This window comes from Pseudoalteromonas sp. bablab_jr010, assembly GCF_016464105.1.
Taxonomy (GTDB): domain Bacteria; phylum Pseudomonadota; class Gammaproteobacteria; order Enterobacterales; family Alteromonadaceae; genus Pseudoalteromonas; species Pseudoalteromonas simplex.
In genome coordinates this window covers 104,942-125,698 of record NZ_JACDWV010000134.1, presented here as the reverse complement: position 1 = coordinate 125,698, position 20,757 = coordinate 104,942, and the positions used below count along the sequence as shown (strand labels likewise).

The 20,757-nt window shown below is 40.3% G+C and carries 16 protein-coding genes; 6 read left to right on the top strand and 10 right to left on the bottom strand.

From position 1 onward, the window contains the following. Positions 1-80: 80 nt before the first annotated feature. The 4 genes from JIG37_RS12460 to nadC form a co-directional block, all read right to left on the bottom strand. Positions 81-1,310: a type II secretion system F family protein gene (locus JIG37_RS12460; RefSeq protein ID WP_199529484.1), complete on the bottom strand. Its 1,230-nt coding sequence runs from the start codon at positions 1,308-1,310 to the stop codon at positions 81-83. Continuing rightward, positions 1,310-3,265 (bottom strand): sulfatase-like hydrolase/transferase, encoded by a 1,956-nt coding sequence (locus JIG37_RS12455; RefSeq protein WP_199529483.1) that lies wholly within the window; start codon positions 3,263-3,265, stop codon positions 1,310-1,312. Before JIG37_RS12455 ends, JIG37_RS12460 begins: the two co-directional genes overlap by 1 nt. A 75-nt stretch (positions 3,266-3,340) precedes the next feature. Then, positions 3,341-3,760 carry a pilin gene (locus JIG37_RS12450; protein WP_199529482.1) on the bottom strand — a complete coding sequence of 140 codons (420 nt, stop codon included), beginning with the start codon at positions 3,758-3,760 and terminating at the stop codon, positions 3,341-3,343. A gap of 490 nt (positions 3,761-4,250) precedes the next feature. Beyond that, positions 4,251-5,099 (bottom strand): carboxylating nicotinate-nucleotide diphosphorylase, encoded by an 849-nt coding sequence (nadC, locus tag JIG37_RS12445; RefSeq protein WP_199529481.1) that lies wholly within the window; start codon positions 5,097-5,099, stop codon positions 4,251-4,253. A gap of 187 nt (positions 5,100-5,286) precedes the next feature. Here nadC and ampD point away from each other — a divergent pair, with 187 nt between their 5' ends. The 6 genes from ampD (at position 5,287) to lpdA (ending at position 14,097) form a co-directional block, all read left to right on the top strand. Then, positions 5,287-5,829 (top strand): 1,6-anhydro-N-acetylmuramyl-L-alanine amidase AmpD, encoded by a 543-nt coding sequence (gene ampD, locus JIG37_RS12440; RefSeq protein ID WP_054550989.1) that lies wholly within the window; start codon positions 5,287-5,289, stop codon positions 5,827-5,829. A gap of 21 nt (positions 5,830-5,850) precedes the next feature. Then, positions 5,851-6,702, top strand: a complete 852-nt coding sequence (gene ampE / locus JIG37_RS12435; protein ID WP_199529480.1) for a beta-lactamase regulator AmpE — start codon at positions 5,851-5,853, stop codon at positions 6,700-6,702. A 378-nt stretch (positions 6,703-7,080) separates the two neighbouring features. After that, positions 7,081-7,830, top strand: a complete 750-nt coding sequence (gene pdhR / locus JIG37_RS12430) for a pyruvate dehydrogenase complex transcriptional repressor PdhR (protein ID WP_036965924.1) — start codon at positions 7,081-7,083, stop codon at positions 7,828-7,830. An 85-nt stretch (positions 7,831-7,915) separates the two neighbouring features. Then, positions 7,916-10,582, top strand: coding sequence for a pyruvate dehydrogenase (acetyl-transferring), homodimeric type (gene aceE / locus JIG37_RS12425; protein ID WP_199529479.1), 2,667 nt, complete (start codon positions 7,916-7,918; stop codon positions 10,580-10,582). Between the two features lie 9 nt (positions 10,583-10,591). Further along, a complete protein-coding gene (aceF, locus tag JIG37_RS12420; RefSeq protein ID WP_187490275.1) occupies positions 10,592-12,484 on the top strand; it encodes a pyruvate dehydrogenase complex dihydrolipoyllysine-residue acetyltransferase in 1,893 nt (630 codons plus the stop codon). Positions 12,485-12,672: 188 nt separating this feature from the next. Next, positions 12,673-14,097, top strand: a complete 1,425-nt coding sequence (gene lpdA, locus JIG37_RS12415) for a dihydrolipoyl dehydrogenase (RefSeq protein WP_199529478.1) — start codon at positions 12,673-12,675, stop codon at positions 14,095-14,097. A 189-nt stretch (positions 14,098-14,286) separates the two neighbouring features. On the opposite strand, the gene JIG37_RS12410 is transcribed toward lpdA, so the two are convergent. The 6 genes from JIG37_RS12410 to surA form a co-directional block, all read right to left on the bottom strand. Beyond that, positions 14,287-16,302: a methyl-accepting chemotaxis protein gene (locus JIG37_RS12410; RefSeq protein WP_138601742.1), complete on the bottom strand. Its 2,016-nt coding sequence runs from the start codon at positions 16,300-16,302 to the stop codon at positions 14,287-14,289. A 141-nt stretch (positions 16,303-16,443) separates the two neighbouring features. Continuing rightward, positions 16,444-17,259 carry a symmetrical bis(5'-nucleosyl)-tetraphosphatase gene (locus JIG37_RS12405; RefSeq protein WP_054550995.1) on the bottom strand — a complete coding sequence of 272 codons (816 nt, stop codon included), beginning with the start codon at positions 17,257-17,259 and terminating at the stop codon, positions 16,444-16,446. Between the two features lie 6 nt (positions 17,260-17,265). Then, entirely contained in the window at positions 17,266-17,655 is a 390-nt protein-coding gene (gene apaG / locus JIG37_RS12400) for a Co2+/Mg2+ efflux protein ApaG (RefSeq protein WP_054550996.1), read from the bottom strand. Further along, positions 17,639-18,445, bottom strand: coding sequence for a 16S rRNA (adenine(1518)-N(6)/adenine(1519)-N(6))-dimethyltransferase RsmA (rsmA, locus tag JIG37_RS12395; protein ID WP_054550997.1), 807 nt, complete (start codon positions 18,443-18,445; stop codon positions 17,639-17,641). The genes apaG and rsmA overlap by 17 nt, the downstream gene beginning before the upstream one ends. Next, the gene (gene pdxA, locus JIG37_RS12390; RefSeq protein WP_054550998.1) at positions 18,442-19,434 is read right to left on the bottom strand and encodes a 4-hydroxythreonine-4-phosphate dehydrogenase PdxA; all 993 of its coding nucleotides are present in this window, start codon (positions 19,432-19,434) and stop codon (positions 18,442-18,444) included. Before pdxA ends, rsmA begins: the two co-directional genes overlap by 4 nt. Before the next feature lie 5 nt (positions 19,435-19,439). Then, entirely contained in the window at positions 19,440-20,732 is a 1,293-nt protein-coding gene (surA, locus tag JIG37_RS12385) for a peptidylprolyl isomerase SurA (RefSeq protein WP_054550999.1), read from the bottom strand. Positions 20,733-20,757 lie beyond the last annotated feature (25 nt).

Below are 20,757 nucleotides of genomic sequence, written 5' to 3'. Positions count from 1 at the left end.
AATTTCGCTGTGTTGAACTATTCTAATTATTTATTTTATGTTGCAAGTCATCAACTAGCATTTTGCTTACAGCTTATACTTTAAACAACTGAACCAAGTTGGAAAATTGGTAAATACATAGCAATAATTAAACCACCCACGAGTACGCCTAAAACCGCCATTATAAGTGGCTCAAGTAAGCTTGATAAACCGTCTACTGCATCATCGACTTCTTGCTCATATATGGTGGCTACTTTGGCAAGCATACCATCTAGTGAACCAGACTCTTCACCAATGGCCACCATTTGCACCACCATATCAGGGAAAATTTTTGTGTTGCGCATTGCCCAGTTCATTAAGTTACCTGAGCTCACTTCGGCTTTAATCTCTAAAATAGCATAGCGGTAAACCGCATTACCAGAGGCGCCTGCAGCTGAGTCTAGGGCATCCACCAAAGGCACACCAGCTGCGAAGGTGGTTGAGAGAGTCCGTGCGTAGCGAGCAACTGCCGCTTTATTTAAAATCATACCAATGACAGGTAGTTTTAATATGGCTCTATCATTAGCATCTCTGAGCTTTTTACTTTTAAGTAGTGCTTCTTTATATGCAAAACCAGTTGCGATAACACCAATGAGTATTATCCACCAATATTCCTGCATAAACTCAGAAATACCAATCACCATCAGAGTGAATCCTGGTAGCTCAGCACCAAAGCCATTAAAAATATCTTGGAATTGCGGTACTACAAATATCAGAAGAATTGAAGTTACAATGACCGCAACAACCAAAACGGCAATAGGATAGAACATGGCTTTTTTAATTTTTGATTTTAAAGCCTCTGCTTTTTCTTTATAAAGTGCAACACGGTCAAAAATTTTATCAAGGGCACCTGACTGTTCACCTGAAGCCACTAAGTCGCAATATAAATCATCAAAATAACGGGGGTGCTTTCTTAGACTTTGTGAAAGTGGCACCCCTGCTTTTACTTCATCGCCTATACCTTCCATTAATTTCTCGACACTTTTATTTTTTGTGCCGCTCCCGATCATCTCAATAGTTTGGATTAGTGGTACACCTGCCATTAACATGGTTGCAATCTGTCGTGTAATTAAGGCGATATCTTTTGGTGTAATTTTTTGAACAGATTTAATACCAAACAGAGGTTTAGGTTTACGTTTTACTTTAGAAGGAGTGATACCTTGTTTGCGCAGCTGAGCCTTAATAAGAGCAATACTACTTCCTGTTAGCTCCCCCTCTAGTTTTTTCCCCCTAGCATTTACACCTATCCATTGGAAGGTATCTAGGTTTTTTGTTTCTTGAGATTTGGACATTATTGTTCATTCCATTTTTGATATATTTTAATTAGAAACTCATCCGGCTGTGAACACTTCTCAAATAAATTATTGATTTCATCTTTTTTGTAATGTGAACATAAGGCATAAAACATATCTTTTACTAATTTTTTATCGTCAACCATCGATGCAGGTTGCCATTGATTTGTTTGTAAATTAGTAAATATAAGATCATCTTCCATATCAGGAAAAGTTGAAAGAGAAAATTTATTTCTAATAACGCTTCTTTGTTTTGACTTAATAGCTTCATTATAGATATCTGGTTTAACTATCAGTTTTCCTTTATTGTTAACACTGTAAAACTTTATACCTTTTGCTAATGTTTGAATCTTATCGATTCTAGATTTAGATAAAACTATTGGATTAATCGAGCTTTCTATGAAGATATCTCTATCATTGGCTATTTCACTAAAAATTAAACCATCAAAATAATTAGTTTCTTCTATTTCTATACATCTGAAAATTGATGGCATTAAATCTACTAAAGAGTAGTTTATTTTCTTATCGGTTTTAAATATAGCTTTACATTTTTTTGCTTTTCCCTCTAATTTAATTGAGAGTTGCACCCTAAACTGAGGTAAAGAAAGTACATTTGTACCATGCCCTGATGAATTGCTTTCAAAATCTGTAAATGTAAATTTAGGAGTCGGGCCATCGTCTATACCACCAAAGCTTTCTCCATGATCTGATAGTAGTATTATAATTGCATCCTGGAAAAATCCTTTTTCTTCTAGATTTAAAAGTAGTTTATGAAATTGTTCATCAGCATGTTTAAGCATTCCTTTGTACATATATTTATAAGGAGAGTCTGAATCTAAGGTTTCCCCTTCTAAAAAAACTGGTCGGTTAAAAGAAAATGGGTAATGTGGTAGTGTGAAGTGATTAACATAAAATATTGGACTTGGTACATTTAAATTTTCGTTAAGTTCTTCAGAAAAATCGTTAGGTATATATGTTTTATGCGCCCCCCTATTTGCTTTTACATATGGTAATAAAAAGTCTACAAATGGGTGCTGAGTAAACAAGCCAACCTGTGGTAGTATAGAAAGTTTTGAAATAATAAATTCAGCAGCACTTGCCGGCGGCCCGACTACTTTATCGAATCCTTCACCTTTTCCAATATTACTAAATCTTCTTTCGTCTTGAGAAAAAATATTTGTATATCCATTTTTTGATAGTGTGTGTGTTACAAATTGGGTTTGTGATTCTGACCTTTGTTCAGATAAATTAAATCGAATATTGTTATTTACTGGATATTTACCCGTTAAGATTGATGACCATGATGGGTAGGTTCTAGCTATTGGAGTATAAGCATTTTCTATGTTGATTGAGCTTTTTATGAAGTTTGTAAAATTTGGTGTTAGTTCTTTCGTAACATAATCAGGCCTGAGTGAGTCTACCCCAATTATTATGATGTTTATTTTATCTTCATTTTTTATAGTAGCTTCTATTTTATTAGAAATATTTATATTTGGATATGAAATTATAATGAGAATTAATATTAAAATAGCATAACGAGTTTTCTTTTCTTTTTTTTTGATAAATTTGTAAGTTACTAAAAGACCTAAAGCTGAGGTGGATACAGCAATAGGTAAAGCTATTTTTTCATCTATAGATAGTTCTAGTAGTGGGAATAACAGACTACTATATGAAATGATAATTGTGAGTATAAATAACCAAGAAAAAGAAAAGGTAATTTTATTTGGCTTATTTGATATGCCATTTTCAAATGAGTAGCAAAAACAAGCAAGAATAAAGTGGATAATTAAAAGAGAAACTAATGATAGTATTATTTCACTAATGAACTCTAATGAGCTTAAAGTTAATTCAAGTGAGAAGTCACTAGAAGAAATAGGGGAATTTATAACTGGTATTAATAGATAAAGAATACTTAAAATAAATATTGAAAAGCTAAGTAATATATGTTTTTTCATGTACAAGGTGAGTAAGTAGCCGGATTGTAAGTAAGCTGGCCTCAAATTTAAATTGAAGCCAGCATATCAGCTACCTTATCTACAGTTAGCTGGGCGTAGTTTAGCAGGTAAACTTCCTGAGCAAGTCCAATTGATTGAACCGTTTTCATCTTTAGGGGTTAATGTTAAATTTCCACTCCCCACTTTTGTTCCATCAAATACAACTGTAATTTGACCTGCAGTGCCTACAGTCACAGATGTAACCGCATTACCTTTGATTTTACTTGCAGCTTCAATGCCAGCACCTGAGTTTGATGTAGGGAATTTTCCTGTTGATGAATATGTTTCTGTTACTGCAGCTTTTGCTCCAGCCGCTAAACTCATACCTTCGCTAACATGTGCGCGTTTTGTATAATCTTGATACGCAGGCAGAGCTACTGCAGCAAGAATACCGATGATTGCAACTACAATCATTAATTCAATTAGGGTGAAACCCTGTTGGTTTTGTTTTGTCATTTGTTCCTCTCCTAAAGGATATGATGATTTTGTAAGTTTAGCTGTAACTTCAGCGTTGTAAACCAAGGCTCAATTTACAGGATAAATCTTACAGTTTTAATTAAAACTTCTTTAATAAAGCTTGATTGATAACATAAAACTCTTAGAACTTCCTATGTTCTGAAAACATTAATTAACTTTAGCATTATTCAATGATTTTGAAAGCTATTTTCCTGTTAGCTAGAGGTTTTTTCAGAACTTTCCTACTTTAGTTTGAGACAGGTCAAGCTAATTCAATTATTGCACTGTTTGATATGGCATCCTTGCTAATACTTTGAAGAGTGAAACTAAAATGTGCGTAAGAGCCTAGGGTGCAGACATACTAAAGAGTGATATTTTGCCGTATAAATGTTTGTTTTTTGTTACTATTACAAGCTTTGTACGTATTTAATGCTTTTTTTATTTCGTTGTCAACGGATTAGGTAAGCATTAAATACGTGGCTAGCTATTTTTAAGCACTAAAACGCATTGAAAGGTCGATTGATTGTAAATTTTTTGTAAGTGCGCCACTTGAAATAAAGTCAACGCCAGCCTGCGAATAGGTTTTTAAGGTTTCGAGTGTCATGTTGCCAGATACTTCGAGCTTTGCTCGCTTGTCTGTCAGCACGACTGCTTGTTGAATTTGTTCGACTGTAAAGTTATCAAGCATGATGATATCAGCACCTGCTGTGATTGCTTGCTCAAGCTCATCAAGTGACTCCACCTCAACCTCAACTGGTTTTGTAGGGTGATTGATTTTTGCTTGAGCTACTGCTTTATCAATACCGCCACAGGCAGCGATGTGGTTTTCTTTAATTAAAAACGCATCAAACAAACCGATACGATGATTCGCACCGCCACCACATTTTACAGCGTATTTTTGTAGCGCACGTAAACCAGGAATTGTTTTACGCGTATCGAGTAGCTGCGTCGTTGTACCCTCAAGCTCTTTTACATAATGAGCTGTTGTTGTTGCTGTACCTGAGAGTGTTTGTACAAAGTTAAGGGCTGTGCGCTCTGCAGTTAAAATTGCGCGAGCTGAGCCTGATGCGGTGAAGAGCGTGCTATTGGCTGCTACTTTGTCGCCATCATTTACAAGTACTTCAACGTTTACTGTAGGATCGACTTGGTTAAAAACTTCTAAAATAATGTCTTTACCACAAAATACGCAGTCTTCACGGGTAATTACCTTGGCATTGGCTGGCTCGTTTTCTGGAATTAGTTGCGCGGTAATATCACCGTCATTTGCGCTTTGGTAATTTAAATCTTCATCAAGGGCAAGTTTTACCAGTTGGCTAATTAATGTGTGTGGGACTGACATGTCGAAAGCTCATTGTTTATTAATAAATTGGCGAAATTTTACTATGTTTACCCCCTCAATAGAAGACAAAGATTGGCTACAGTAAAGTATCCCCACTGTTACTTTAAGTGATTGAATCAAAGCAACTAGACCCTGAGATTTTAACCCTTTACACTATTTAACTTTATTGTCATCGTTAGTTTTTAATATGCATATAAATGAATTGGGTCAATTAAACAATGTGTTACAAAGACCCTGTACACATTACGATGAACGCCCAGAAGGCGAGGTATCATTACTTGTTATTCATAATATTTCATTGCCAGCAGGGCAGTTCGCAACGCCTTATGTTGATGATTTATTTATGGGAACAATTGATTGTACGGCGCATGAAAGCTTTGCTGATTTAAAAGGCTTAAGAGTGTCTGCACATTGCTTTATTCGTCGTACTGGTGAAGTTATTCAGTACGTGCCTTTTGAGAAACGAGCTTGGCACGCCGGTATCTCAACGTTTGAAGGTAGAGAGCGCTGTAATGATTTTAGCGTGGGCATTGAGCTTGAAGGTACAGACACCAAAGCGTATACCCAAGCCCAATATAATGCATTACACTTAGTGACTAAGGCGTTGATGGCAAAGTATCCTGAGATAAACCGTTCGCGCATTGTTGGCCATTGTGATATTGCACCGGGCAGAAAAACTGACCCTGGTGCGAGTTTTGATTGGCAATACTATTTTGATTTAGTGTTTTAGTTAAAGGATATAGGTAAAGGCATGATCTTAATTTCAATAATTATTGCTTTGGTGATTGAGCGTTTAGGAGCTCGAGCAGATTATTGGCAAATCGGTTTTTATGCCAATAGATATCTTAAACACTCGCAAAAACAACTCTCAGAAAAAGGCTTATTTAATTCGCCAATTGGCTTTTTGATTTGGTTAATGTTGCCTGTCGTTGCCGCAGGTTTAGTCTATCAACTCTCTGATTTTATTATTTGGCAGCTGGCAGTGAATGTTGCTGTACTGCTAGTTTGTTTTGGCTGTGCTAAACAACGTGCTTTATATAAGTCTTACTTAAATGCCTTAACACGTAACGATCAAGAGGCGGCGACCTTATATGCATTACAAATGGGCCAAAAGAAAACAGAAGATGAGCCTCAAGGTGAGACTTTTGGCCAAACTCTAGCTTGGTTAAATTTTCGCTTTTATTGTGCAGTCATTTTTTGGTTTATGGTTTTAGGTGTGCCTGGCGCGGTTCTTTATGCGCTAGTTCGAACCTTTGCTGACAAAGTCAGAGACGACCATAAAGTGGCGTACGCTAAGCGTTTTAAACTGATCCATAGCTTACTGTTTTGGCTCGATTGGTTACCAGCACGTGTTGCTAGTTTTGGTTATTTAGTGATTGGTAACTTTAATAAAGGCACCAGTTGTTGGCTCAAGTATGTGCTCGACTTTTCAGTGAGTAACCGTAAAGTTGTTACGCAAACCGCACTTGCCGCTGAGCAAATAGAGCAACAACATTTTGGTTGTACTTATGAAGCCACTTGCATGATGAAGCTTGTAAAACGAAATGTATTGTTCTTTTTAGTGATCATCGCAGCGCTTACCTTATTTGGTGGTTTGGCGTAGGCGCGATTTTATATCGCGTTTAAATTTTTGGTCTTTGTGGTTTTTGTCGTGGGATGACCCCGCTGCTACAAAGCTACTCAATTCAACTAACATCTAAAACCTGACCTCTAAAAGCTTTTGTCGCTCAATCTGGTCTGACCATTTATTTTTTATTGTTTTTTCCTTCAGAAAAAGCCACTTTAATCCATACTGTTTAATCTTTAGACGAATTACGTTAGGGTGTAACTAGGCGCTGAACGTAGTGAAATTGACAGAAATACGGGTTTTTGATAACGTATGCGACAAATTTGGTATGACCAATTTACCTTTTTGGTCAAAGCACAAGGCTAAATACCCGATATTTATGGGGTTAGCGCATAACAATGCGGACGTTAATAAATGTCTTTAAAGATTAAAGCAGCAAAATTATCTGATGTAATTTTACAACAACTTGAGAATATGATTCTTGAGGGGTCGTTAGCGCCAGGCGAAAAGCTGCCTCCGGAACGTGAATTAGCGAAACAATTTGAAGTATCGCGACCTTCACTGCGTGAGGCGATTCAAAAGCTAGAAGCTAAGGGGTTAGTAACGCGTCGCCAAGGTGGCGGAACGTTCGTAAAAAATCAGCTTGAAGAGGGGCTCACTGATCCGCTTTTTGATTTGATTAGTAAGCATCCAGAGTCACAATTTGATTTACTCGAATTTCGTCATGCCCTTGAAGGAATCGCAGCATATTATGCAGCTATGCGTGGCACAACGAATGACTTCAAAAAAGTAAAACAAAGCTTTGACAACATTGCGCTCGTTAATGACGACATTGTGCAAAAAGCAAAAGCAATTAATGCATTCCATTTTAGTGTGGCAGAAGCGTCTCATAACGTTGTACTGCTACATTTAGTACGTGGTATGCAGGCCTTGCTAGAGCAAAATGTATTACAGAATTTAACTGTACTGTTAAAAAAACCACAGATCAGCCAACAGCTCGCAGAACATAGACGACTGTTGATGGATGCGGTTATTGAAGGAAACCCAGAGCAAGCACGTCTTGCTAGTAATGCTCACTTAGCCTTTATCGAAGAAGCCTTACTTGAGGCTGGCAAAGAGCATTCGCGGATTGAACGTAGTTTAAGACGCACCAAACAACATTAAGCAAGTGATTAGCTAAGTTTAGTTAACTACTTAATTTTAAGATTTATTAAAATAATTAGTATTTTAAACATAAGGAAACCTCCATATGTCTGAAGTCAATAAAATTGACGTAGACGCGCTAGAAACACAAGAGTGGTTACAAGCCCTTGAGTCTGTTGTGCGTGAAGAAGGTGTTGAACGTGCTCAATTCTTACTTGAGCAAGTGTTAGAGCAAGCCCGTTTAGACGGTGTTGATATGCCTACTGGCACAACCACTAACTACGTTAATACCATTCCGGTAGATCAAGAACCTGCTTACCCAGGTGACGTAAACATTGAACGTCGTATTCGTTCAATCATTCGTTGGAATGCGATCATGATCGTATTACGCGCGTCGAAAAAAGATCTAGACTTAGGCGGCCATATGGCGTCTTACCAGTCTTCAGCTGCATTCTATGAAGTATGTTTTAACCACTTCTTCAAAGCACCAAACGATGTTGATGGCGGTGATTTAGTTTATTACCAAGGTCACATTTCTCCAGGTATCTATGCACGTGCATTTGTTGAAGGTCGTTTAACTGCTGAGCAGCTTGATAACTTCCGTCAAGAAGTTGATGGTAAAGGTCTTCCTTCATACCCACACCCTAAGTTAATGCCTGAATTCTGGCAGTTCCCTACGGTATCTATGGGTCTTGGTCCAATTGCTTCAATCTACCAAGCTCGTTTCTTAAAATACCTAGATGGTCGTGGCTTAAAAGACACTAAAAACCAACGTGTATACGCTTTCTTAGGCGATGGTGAAATGGATGAGCCAGAATCACGTGGTGCAATCTCATTCGCTGCGCGTGAGAAGCTAGATAACCTATGTTACCTAATCAACTGTAACCTACAGCGTTTAGATGGCCCAGTAATGGGTAACGGTAAGATCATTCAAGAGCTTGAAGGCCTATTCAAAGGTGCAGGCTGGAACGTGATTAAAGTTGTATGGGGTAGTGGTTGGGATATCCTACTTGCTAAAGATACATCAGGTAAATTACTGCAGTTAATGAACGAAACGATTGACGGTGATTACCAAACATATAAAGCAAAAGACGGTGCATATGTTCGTGAGCACTTCTTCGGTCGTTACCCAGAAACAGCAGCACTTGTTGCTGATATGACTGATGAAGAAATCTTCGCGCTTAAGCGTGGTGGTCATGAGCCTTCAAAACTTTACGCTGCATTCAAAAAAGCGGAAGAAACCAAAGATCGTCCGACTGTGATCCTAGCTAAAACTGTAAAAGGTTACGGCATGGGTGAAGCGGCTGAAGGTAAAAACATCGCGCACCAAGTTAAGAAAATGGACATGACCCACGTTGAGCACCTACGTTCACGTTTAGGTCTACAAGATTTAGTTTCTGATGAAGAAATTAAAGACTTACCATACCTTACTCTTGAAGAGGGTTCTGAAGAGTACAAGTATCTTCACGCTCGCCGTGAAGCGCTTCAAGGTTACACACCTAAGCGTATTCCTAAGTTTACTGAAAGCTTAACATTGCCAGAAGTTGACGCGTTCAAGCCACTACTTGAAGAGCAAAAACGTGACATCTCTACAACAATGGGCTTTGTACGTGCACTTAACGTGTTACTAAAAGACAAAGGCATTGGTAAAAACATCGTTCCTATCATCGCTGATGAAGCGCGTACATTTGGTATGGAAGGTTTATTCCGTCAAATCGGTATTTACAACCCGCATGGCCAGAACTACACACCACAAGACCGTGACATTGTTTCTTACTATAAAGAAGCAACATCAGGTCAGGTACTACAAGAAGGTATCAACGAGTTAGGTGCAATGTCATCATGGGTTGCTGCTGCAACATCATACAGCACTAACGATTTACCAATGATCCCATTCTACATCTACTACTCAATGTTTGGTTTCCAACGTGTAGGTGATATGGCGTGGATGGCTGGTGACCAACAAGCACGTGGTTTCTTACTAGGTGCTACGGCAGGTCGTACTACACTAAACGGTGAAGGTTTGCAGCACGAAGATGGTCACAGCCACATTCTTGCTAACACGGTTCCTAACTGTATTTCTTATGATCCGACATTCGCATACGAAGTAGCGGTAATCATGCAAGACGGTATCCGTCGCATGTACGGCGAAGATCAAGAAAACGTGTTCTATTACCTAACGCTAATGAACGAAAACTACCATCAACCGGCAATGCCAGAAGGCGCTGAAGAAGGTATTCGTAAAGGTATCTACAAGCTTGAAACTGTGGCTGGCGATAAAGCGAAAGTACAGTTACTAGGTTCAGGTACTATCATGATTGAAGTGCGTAAAGCGGCACAAATCCTGAGCGAAGAGTATGGTATTGGTTCAGATGTATTCTCTGTAACGTCATTCAATGAGTTAACGCGTGATGGTCAAGACGCTGAGCGTTTCAACATGCTTAACCCTGAAGCAGAGCAAAAGACCGCTTACATCACGAACGCATTAACAGATGCCGTGACTGTTGCAGCAACAGACTACATGAAGAACTACGCAGAACAAGTTCGTTCATTCGTACCAAGCAGCAACTACAAAGTGTTAGGTACTGATGGTTACGGTCGTTCTGATAGCCGTGAAAACTTACGTCGTCACTTCGAAGTGAATGCTGGTTATGTTGTGGTTGCAACACTATCTGAGCTTGCTAAACGTGGTGAAGTTGAGAAGTCAGTGGTTGTTGAAGCAATCAAGAAATTCGACATCGACACAAACAAAGTTAACCCGCTATACGCATAAGAGGTTCCAATGAGTATTGAAATTAATGTACCAGATATCGGTGGCGATGAAGTTGAAGTAACCGAAATCCTTGTTAGCGTTGGTGATAAGGTTGAGGTTGACCAATCGTTATTAACGGTTGAAGGCGACAAAGCATCAATGGAAGTACCTGCTGCACAAGCAGGTACGGTTAAAGAAATTAAAGTAGCTGAAGGTGATACGGTAACTACTGGTTCACTTATCATGATCTTCGAAGGTGAAGAACAAGCTGCGGCTCCTGCAGAGGCTAAAGAAGAAGCGCCAGCTCCAGCAGCTGCGCCTGCAGCTTCTGCTACACAGGAAGTAACTGTGCCAGATATCGGCGATGATGAAGTTGAAGTAACTGAAATCATGGTTGCGGTAGGTGACACGGTTGAAGAAGAGCAATCTTTATTAAGCGTTGAAGGCGATAAAGCATCAATGGAAGTACCTGCTCCAATTGCGGGTACGGTTAAAGAGATCAAAATCGCGACTGGCGATAAAGTGAAAACGGGCTCTCTAATCTTCGTTTTTGAAACAGCTTCAAGCGGTTCAGAAGCGCCTGCTGCAGAATCAGCACCAGCTGAAGCAGCGCCGGCAGCAGCGGCATCAAGCACTAAAGAAGTTAACGTGCCTGATATCGGTGGTGATGAAGTTGAAGTAACCGAAGTGATGGTTGCTGTAGGCGACAAGGTTGAAGAAGATCAGTCAATCTTAAACGTTGAAGGCGATAAAGCGTCAATGGAAGTACCAGCACCATTTGCCGGTACTGTTAAAGAAATCAAAGTAGCAGCTGGGGATAAAGTATCAACTGGCTCACTTATCTTTGTATTTGAAGTAGCGGGTAGTGCACCAGCTGCAGCGGCACCTGCTCCTGCAAAAGCTGAAGCAGCGCCTGCAGCAAAAGCGCCTGCGGCTGAAAAGCCTGCATCAGCACCTGCAAGCAACGAAGGCTTTGCAGATAACAAAGCGTATGCACATGCATCGCCTGTGGTACGTCGTTTAGCACGTGAGTTTGGTATTAACCTAGCGAACGTAAAAGGCACGGGTCGTAAGAATCGTGTTGTGAAAGAAGACGTACAAAACTACGTGAAAGACCTTGTGAAGAAAGTTGAGTCAGGTCAGCTATCTGCAGGTAAAGGTAATGCCGGTGGCGGTGAGTTAGGTCTTATCCCTTGGCCTAAGGTTGATTTTGCTAAGTTTGGTGAAATTGAAGAGAAGAAACTTTCTCGTATCCAGAAGCTATCAGGTGCTAACTTACATCGTAACTGGGTGCAAATCCCGCATGTTACACAGTTTGACGAAGCTGATATCACCAGCCTTGAAGCATTCCGTAAAGAGCAAAATGCCCTTGCAGAGAAGAAAAAGCTGGGTGTTAAAATCACACCACTTGTATTTGTGATGAAAGCAGCGGCGAAAGCATTGGCTGAATTCCCAACGTTTAACTCTTCACTGTCTGAAGACGGCGAAAGCTTAATCTTGAAGAAATACATCAACATTGGTGTTGCAGTTGATACGCCAAATGGCTTAGTTGTTCCAGTGTTCAAAGATGTTGATAAGAAAGGCATCATTGAACTTTCTCGTGAGTTAATGGATATTTCTAAGAAAGCACGTGACGGCAAGCTAACGTCATCTGATATGCAAGGCGGTTGTTTCACAATCTCAAGCCTTGGTGGTATCGGTGGTACAGCGTTCACACCAATTGTGAATGCGCCAGAAGTTGCTATCTTGGGTGTATCTAAGTCAGAAATGAAACCTAAGTGGAATGGCAAAGAGTTTGAACCTAAATTAATGGTTCCATTATCAATGTCATACGACCATAGGGTTATTGACGGTGCACTAGCAGCACGCTTTACTGTAACGCTAGCAAGCTACATGAGCGATATTCGTCAACTAGTGATGTAATCGTTTCACAGTTTATAAGAATCAAATCCTAGCAAGTTGTTTTTTGCTGGGATTTTTACCATTGGCAATGATACAATCTTTGCTATAGAACAATCTTGGTATAGATATCTGCTCTCCCTTTCTGCCTTGCAGAAACATGGCAGTTAAACTTAGGGGCAGTGTCCCGTTCAAACATTTAAGGTAATAGCATGAGCAACGAATTAAAAACTCAAGTTGTTGTACTAGGCGGTGGTCCTGGTGGTTATTCTGCGGCTTTCCGTGCTGCTGACTTGGGCTTAGAAGTTACACTGGTAGAATCTCGCAACACATTAGGCGGTGTATGTCTAAATGTAGGTTGTATTCCTTCAAAAGCACTTTTACACGTAGCTAAAGTGATCGATGACGCTGCTGAAATGTCATCTCACGGCGTTACTTTTGGCAAGCCTGAAATCGATCTAGACAAAATCCGTTCTTGGAAAGAGTCTGTAATCGGTCAATTAACTGGCGGCCTAGACGGCATGGCTAAAATGCGTAAAGTGAAAGTGGTTAACGGTTACGGTAAATTCACTGGCAGCAACACCATTGCTGTTGAAGGTACTGACGGTACAACAACAATCACGTTTGACAATGCTATTATTGCAGCAGGTTCTCAACCTGTTAACTTACCTTTCATCCCTGAAGATGACCGTGTAATTGACTCAACAGGTGCGCTAGAGCTTAAAGACGTTCCTGAGAAACTACTTGTTTTAGGTGGTGGTATCATCGGTCTTGAGATGGGTACTGTATACCGTGCACTAGGTTCTGAAATCGACGTTGTTGAGTTTGCTGATCAATTAGTACCAGCAGCTGATAAAGACGTTATCAAGATCTACCAAAAATACGTTAAGAACAAGTTCAACGTAATGCTTTCTACTAAAGTTGTTGGTGTTGAAGCGAAAGAAGACGGTCTATACGTTTCATTCGAAGGTAAAAATGCACCAGCTGACGCAGTACGTTACGACAAAGTACTTGTTGCAGTAGGGCGTACACCTAACGGTAAATTGCTTGATGCTGACAAAGCGGGTGTTAATGTTGATGAGCGTGGCTTTATCAATGTTGATAAGCAACTTAAAACAAACGTTGATCACATCTTCGCTATCGGTGATATCGTTGGTCAGCCTATGCTTGCACACAAAGCGGTACACGAAGCACACGTTGCTGCAGAAGTTATCTCTGGTCAGAAACACTACTTCGATCCTAAGTGTATTCCTTCAATCGCATACACAGATCCAGAAATCGCATGGGTTGGTGTAACTGAGAAAGAAGCTAAAGAGCAAGGCTTAAGCATCGAAACTGCTGTATTCCCTTGGGCTGCTTCTGGTCGTGCAATCGCTTCAGCACGTACTGAAGGTCAAACTAAGCTAATCTTCGATAAAGACTCAGGTCGTGTTATCGGTGGTGCTATGGTTGGTATCAACGCAGGTGAAATGCTAGGTGAAATCGGCTTAGCAGTTGAAATGGGCGCAGACGGTGAAGACCTAGCGTTAACTATTCACGCTCATCCAACGTTAAACGAATCAATCGGTCTAGCTGCTGAAATCTTCGAAGGTTCAATCACTGACCTTCCAAACAAAAAAGCAGTTAAAAAGAAGTAAGTTCTTTTGACTAATCATTTTAAAAACCCAGCTCCGGCTGGGTTTTTTGTTTTCAACCATCAGCACATTTTAGTTATTCGCAATAAGACTGAATCAAAAGCCAGCTGTTAGCTTCGTTAAGAATTACTACAAAAAAACCGCGTTTGCTTTCACAAACACGGCTTCTATTCTTCATTAGCTTGTAGCTTACTATACTTTAAACGCATCTACCGATAAACGCAGTTCTTCAGCCAGTTTTGCTACTTCAGAGCTTGAGATATTAGTTTGGTTTGCACCTTCAGCTGTTTGCTCTGCGATTGCTACAATCGACTCTAAACGTTCACTGATCTCTTGAGATACTTGCTGTTGTTCGTGAGCGGCTGTTGAAATCTCTTCACTTACATTATGAGCCTGTGCAACGGCAGCAGTGATTGAATCAAGGGCCGTGTTTGCAAGGTCTGATTGCTCAACACACGACTCAGCTTGTTGCTTACCTTTCGACATAGCCGATACAGCAGCCTCAGCGCCAACCTGAAGCGATTCAATCATTGCTTGGATCTCTTGGGTCGACTCTTGAGTCTTGCTTGCTAGAGAGCGTACTTCATCAGCAACTACGGCAAAGCCTCGGCCTTGTTCACCGGCACGGGCTGCTTCAATGGCTGCATTAAGCGCAAGTAGGTTGGTTTGCTCAGCAATGCCACGAATAACATCTAAAATGCCACCGATTGAAGCGCTGTCTTTATGAAGCTGGTTGATAACTTGCGATGCATCATCGACTTCACGAGCTAGTTGCTCAATGGTTGCTTTATTTTGTGATGAAATGCCTTTGACACGATCTGCTTCTTTGTCAGCGTTCTTTATTTCACTAAGAGCTTGTTGAGCACTGCTACTTACCGCTTGTGATGTACTGCTCATCTCAGTTGTTGCCGTTGCCGCTTGTTCAACCTGTGCTTGTTGATTACGTATAGCTTGGCTAGATTCTTCAGTGATTGCCGATGTCTCTTCAGAAGCAGCAGCTAGCTGTGTAGAGCGAGAGATTATACCTTGGATAAGCGTACGCAAACTTTCAATTAGCGTATTACAGCTACGTGATAGTTCACCGAATTCGTCTTTAGCTGAGTCGTCTAGGCGCTGTGTCATGTCACCGCTTGCCACAATATCAAGGATACGGTTTACTTCAGAAAGGGGCTTGGTTATACGATTAACAGTCACAGCAGCAACGATGATAGCAATTAAAGTAGCAATCACCATGGCAACCCAAGTCCAAATAGTTGCTGTTGAGACATTACCGCTGACATCTTGCTGCAAGTCAAAAGCCAGCACTGTAGCTTGGTCAACTAGTTCTTTTAATTGCTTTAATGCTTCACTAGTAGAGTTTTCTGCGTTTGCTAATTCAGCTTCTGTTTTAGCAATTGCATCAATTAAACGTTTTTTATTTGCAGATAAACTGTTATTACCACGAACATTATCTGAAAGCGTTTCAAAGTAGCCGTTTAAATCATTATACAAACCGGCGTTATTATCAATAATTGCTGGGCGAATGAGCCCTAAACTACGCTCAACTTCTTCTAAGTAATAAACCTGTTCATTTTTTACGATGTCTAATGTGTTGAGAGTTTTCACCGTTAGCATATCAGTGCTGTTAGTGACGACTGATTGGAAGTTGTTTTCCATGTTATTGGCGGCTTGATAAGCACGTGAATGGTTTTCTTCAAGTCCATCTATATCAATAATATCAAGCACCACTGAATTTGCATCTTCAGCACTGATTTCGATGTTTTCAAGCTGGGTGCGTAGTGTTTTATTTAGCTCAAGTTGGGTTTGTTTATCTGCAAACAGGTTGTCGACAGACTTAACAAAGCGCTTATAAGTTTGCTCAACTTGTTGGCTGCTTTGTTTTAGCTTTGGATCGTTGCTAACAATTTGTTGAAGCTCTTGGTAGGAATTATCATATCGTTTTTTTTGTTGGTTGAAATTTTTTCTTAATGTCGCCAGTTCATCTTGCGCACTAGTATAAAAACTTGCCTGAGCTGACTTACTCATTAAAATAAATTCAACCTGTAACTCATAACTCTTATCGAGAGCTGGTAGCGAAAGCTGGTTAACTCGCTGTGTTGATTGATCTATGTTGGTAATTTTTACCAACGAGTTACCACCAATAAAAAGCAGGAGTAACGTAATAACAATAAAGCCACCCCAAATGCGCTGTCTAACGGTCAAGTTCATATGCAATTCCAGAAAATAGTACTAATCAACACTTATCGGCAAGGTTGCCAATTAGTTAAGTATTTAAATTTAATTAGCTTTAAATTAAATTTATTTTAATTGTTATAAATCTAACAGATGTTCAGCTATTTTTCAGTTTATTTAGATAAAAGAGTGGGATTTTTCGACGAAATAGTCTTTTGTGTTGAGTTCCATTAGGGTCATTGCGCCACCCCAAACACAGCCTGTATCAAGTGCGTGGATGTTTTCTTGTTTGACTTTACCTTCTAAAGCAGCCCAGTGGCCAAATGCAATATGCTGTTTTAACTTAGAAATATCAGGGTGATCGAACCAAGGTATTATTGAGCTGTCTTCACTAATACTGGTTTTGTTTGCAAAATCGAGTTCACCTGTAAGGTTTACGAACCGCATCCGAGTGAAATAATTAACAATATAGCGAAATTTAGCTTCACTACTTAAATTCGATTGCCACTGTAACGGATGGGGATCGTACATATTGGCGAAGTAATGAGTTGCATCAGCTCCTTGATAGCATTGTTGGGCAAAACTAGCACGTTTCAATGCTTTTTTTATTGACCAGCTAGGATTTAGGCCAGCATGACTTATCAGCATGTTATAGCGTTCAAGCCAAATAGCTAATGGCTGTTGCTGTAAAAAATGAATATATTCAGCGCGTTTTGGACTATTAAAAACATCGGCCAGCTTATCTTTGGGGTTTGCAGGTTTATTTAGATAATGACAAGCGATAAGGTGTAAATCATGATTACCAAGGGTAATAGTTACACTGCCTTGCATAGTATGAAGACGCTCGAGACAGGCGAGTGAGTCAGGACCTCGAGCGACTATATCGCCGACTAAGTAAAGGTGATCTTGGCTTGGGTTGAAGTTGACCCGTTTCAATAACGCATCAAATTCACTATAACACCCCTGTAAATCACCAATTGCATAATCAGCCATCGTTATTTAGTGCAATATGTTTGGGCGAGCTAAACGAAACACCTCGATTGGCGCTTCGAATTCAGTCCCAAATTCGTTACGCATGGTGTAATGACCTTGCATTGTCCCAACTGGGGTATCAAGCACAGCGCCACTGGTGTATTTGTAGCTTTCACCTGGGGCAATGGTTGGGGTTTCACCAACAACACCTTCACCTTGTACTTCCACTTCTTTACCGTTAGCATCAGTAATTAACCAATAACGGCTCAAAAGCTTAGCACTGCATAAACTGTGGTTTTTAATGGTGATAGAATAAGCAAAAACGTATTTATCTTGTTCAGGCTCTGATTGACCTTCTACGTAGAAGGTCTCAACCGACACCTTAATTGGAGAACCTAGATTACTGCTTGTTGTCATAAATCCAATTAGCTATATCAATAAATTGTTGTAAAGACAGGCTTTCAGCACGCAGCGTGATATCAATGCCGATGCTTGTTAGTTCTTCAGCTGTAAGTAAGTTAGATAAACTATTACGCAGAGTCTTACGGCGCTGATTAAAGGCTTCTAAGCATACTGTGTTAAGAAGTTTTGTACTTTTAGCTGAACGCTGTTCAGGCTTTTTAGGGATCAAACGAATTACTGCTGAATCGACCTTAGGGGCTGGCTTAAAGCACTCTGGTGGCACATCAATCACTGGCATTGCGTGACAGTAATATTGTGTCATTACACTCAAGCGGCCAAAAGCTTTGCTGCCTGGGCCTGCGACCATACGTTTAACCACTTCTTTTTGCAGCATAAAGTGCATATGCTCAACATTGTCTGCAAATTCAAATAAATGGAATAACAGCGGGGTCGAAACATTGTAAGGTAAGTTACCAAAAATCTTTAATTTTTCGTCTGACTTTATCAAAGAGCTAAAGTCGAACTTCATTGCATCGCCTTGATGCACTGTTAACTTTGGCCCTAAAAATGGGTGGCTCGTTAAACGTTCTGCTAAGTCTTTATCTAACTCAACAACCGTTAGGTGGCCACTTAAATCAGCGACTGGCTCAGTGATAGCACCAAGACCCGGGCCGATTTCTACTAAATTATCTTCAGGTTTAGGATCAATGGCCGTGACGATTTTGTCGATGATCATGTCATCGTTTAAAAAGTTTTGACCAAAACGCTTACGAGCGCGGTGTCCTAAATGTACTTTATCTGTCATTGATTCTGTGCTTTTTCATGGGCGAGCTTAATTGCTTCGCGGATCGCTAATTCAAAACTACCTACATCAGCAGTACCTGTGCCGGCTAAATCGAGAGCCGTGCCGTGATCTACTGAGGTGCGAATAAATGGCAGGCCAAGAGTGATGTTGACCGAATTGCCGAAACCTTTGTATTTTAGCACAGGTAATCCCTGATCGTGATACATTGCAAGCACTGCATCTGCTTGCGAAAGATATTTATCTTGGAATAGGGTATCAGCAGGCAATGGGCCAATTAAGTTCATACCTTGGTTATTTAATAGCTCAAGAGTTGGCGTTATAGTGTCAATTTCTTCAGTGCCTAAATGACCATCTTCGCCGGCATGTGGGTTTAAGCCACATACGAGAATGCGTGGCTTTTCAATGCCAAACTTTGTTTGTAAGTCATGATTTAATATTGTGGCTACTTTGCTTAAACGCTCAACGGTGATTGCGCGCGATACATAAGCAAGCGGTATATGGGTCGTAACAAGTGCCACACGCAAGCCTTCAGTTGCTAACAACATCACCACATCAGCAGTATTTGATTGCTGTGCAAAATACTCTGTGTGACCGCTGAACGAAATCCCCGCTTTGTTGATAATCCCTTTATGAACAGGGCCTGTAACAACAGCAGCAAAAGTACCATCCATATTTTTTTCACTGGCAATGCGCAGTGTATCCAACACATATTGACCGTTAGCGTCATTAAGTACGCCCACTTCAACGTCTGTGCCTAAATCTACTTGGTGTAAGTAAACGCTGCCTGCAGGGGCAATGCTTGGTGCTTGGCTATCATCGAAGTCAATTAAATTGATATCTAAACCAAGCAACTTAGCGCGCTGTTTTAATAACGCGCCATCAGCAATCACCACCAGTTGGGCATCCCACTGGTGCTGCGCTAACTTGATAAGTAAATCAGGGCCAATACCAGCTGGCTCACCTGGGGTAATTGCAATTCTAATGGTCATAATTATTATTCTGTTGGGAAAATATCAACGTGTGCTTGCTCACGCATTTCTTGCTGCCAGTTGAAACTTTCTTCTTTAAATTTACGATTAAACAGTAGTTGGTGAGCGCGGTTACGTTTAGCTTGCTCTGTTTTATCTGCTACACGCTTATCAAGTAGCTGTACAATGTGCCAACCAAACTGAGTTCTGAATGGCTCACTGATTTCATTTTTATCTAGAGAAAGCAGGGTATTTTTAAACTCTGGTACATAGGTGCTTGGGTCAGTCCAGTCGTATTCACCACCTTTTAGTGCTGAACCTGGATCTTCAGAGTACTCTTTAGCAAGTTCTGCAAAGTCAGCTTTACCATCACGAAGATCTTTTGCAAAGCCTTTAAGCATGTCACGCGCTTTTTCTTCGCTTAAAATAATTGATGGTTTAACTAAGATATGGCGTGAACGAACTTCTGTTGTTTCAACAACTTGACGACCACGAACATCTTGCACTTTGATGATGTGGAAACCAGCACCTGAACGAAGCGGACCAACAATGTCATCTTTTTTATGACCTTTTACGGCTTCTGCGAATAGCGATGGCATTTCGTTGATGCTCATCCAACCAAGCTGACCACCCTCAAGTGCCTTTGAGCCGCTTGAAGATGAAATAGCAATACGCTTGAACTCTTTGCCTTCTTTTAAAAACTCAATAACTTTCTCAGCTCGCGTTTTAGCGCTCGCAATTTCATCCGCAGTAGCATCACTAGGAATATCAATCAAGATATGGCCAATGTCATATTCTTCGGCATTTTTACCTTGTGTTTCCATGATTTTTAACAGGTTATCAATTTCTTGCGTACTGATATAAATACGGCGATCCACGTTCATACGAGTTACTTGTTGCGTGGTGATCTCTTTACGGATTTCTTCGCGATATGCAGGGTAGCTGTCTCCAGCCGCTTCAATTGTCCGACGTAAGTCAGCAATACTGCCACCTTGCTCACGCGCCATATTTTCTAAAGTTTGGTCTAATTGCGAGTCTGAAATCTCAAGACCCATACGCTCAGCAAGTTGCATCATTAGTTCTTGGCTAACTAAACGCTCAATGGCTTGAATTCGCAGTGTATCATCAGAAGGTAATTCTTGACCTTGCTCTGCAGCCTGAGTCTTTACGCGATTAACAATGGTGTCTACTTCACTTTGTAAGATAACACCTTGGTTAACAACGCCCACCACTTTGTCAATTTCAACTGGTTTTGCGAAAACGTTTTGGCATAGGCCAACTGTTAATAATGCTGATGCAAATAATTTTTTTAAATTCATACTTTTTCTAATACTCTTGCTAATA

What these genes read in the sequence shown, in the direction of transcription:
- JIG37_RS12460 (WP_199529484.1), bottom strand. Translation starts at nt 1,310, where the DNA reads ATGTCCAAATCTCAAGAAACAAAAAACCTAGATACCTTCCAATGGATA.
- JIG37_RS12455 (WP_199529483.1), bottom strand. Translation starts at nt 3,265, where the DNA reads ATGAAAAAACATATATTACTTAGCTTTTCAATATTTATTTTAAGTATT.
- JIG37_RS12450 (WP_199529482.1), bottom strand. Translation starts at nt 3,760, where the DNA reads ATGACAAAACAAAACCAACAGGGTTTCACCCTAATTGAATTAATGATT.
- nadC (WP_199529481.1), bottom strand. Translation starts at nt 5,099, where the DNA reads ATGTCAGTCCCACACACATTAATTAGCCAACTGGTAAAACTTGCCCTT.
- ampD (WP_054550989.1), top strand. Translation starts at nt 5,287, where the DNA reads ATGCATATAAATGAATTGGGTCAATTAAACAATGTGTTACAAAGACCC.
- ampE (WP_199529480.1), top strand. Translation starts at nt 5,851, where the DNA reads ATGATCTTAATTTCAATAATTATTGCTTTGGTGATTGAGCGTTTAGGA.
- pdhR (WP_036965924.1), top strand. Translation starts at nt 7,081, where the DNA reads ATGTCTTTAAAGATTAAAGCAGCAAAATTATCTGATGTAATTTTACAA.
- aceE (WP_199529479.1), top strand. Translation starts at nt 7,916, where the DNA reads ATGTCTGAAGTCAATAAAATTGACGTAGACGCGCTAGAAACACAAGAG.
- aceF (WP_187490275.1), top strand. Translation starts at nt 10,592, where the DNA reads ATGAGTATTGAAATTAATGTACCAGATATCGGTGGCGATGAAGTTGAA.
- lpdA (WP_199529478.1), top strand. Translation starts at nt 12,673, where the DNA reads ATGAGCAACGAATTAAAAACTCAAGTTGTTGTACTAGGCGGTGGTCCT.
- JIG37_RS12410 (WP_138601742.1), bottom strand. Translation starts at nt 16,302, where the DNA reads ATGAACTTGACCGTTAGACAGCGCATTTGGGGTGGCTTTATTGTTATT.
- JIG37_RS12405 (WP_054550995.1), bottom strand. Translation starts at nt 17,259, where the DNA reads ATGGCTGATTATGCAATTGGTGATTTACAGGGGTGTTATAGTGAATTT.
- apaG (WP_054550996.1), bottom strand. Translation starts at nt 17,655, where the DNA reads ATGACAACAAGCAGTAATCTAGGTTCTCCAATTAAGGTGTCGGTTGAG.
- rsmA (WP_054550997.1), bottom strand. Translation starts at nt 18,445, where the DNA reads ATGACAGATAAAGTACATTTAGGACACCGCGCTCGTAAGCGTTTTGGT.
- pdxA (WP_054550998.1), bottom strand. Translation starts at nt 19,434, where the DNA reads ATGACCATTAGAATTGCAATTACCCCAGGTGAGCCAGCTGGTATTGGC.
- surA (WP_054550999.1), bottom strand. Translation starts at nt 20,732, where the DNA reads ATGAATTTAAAAAAATTATTTGCATCAGCATTATTAACAGTTGGCCTA.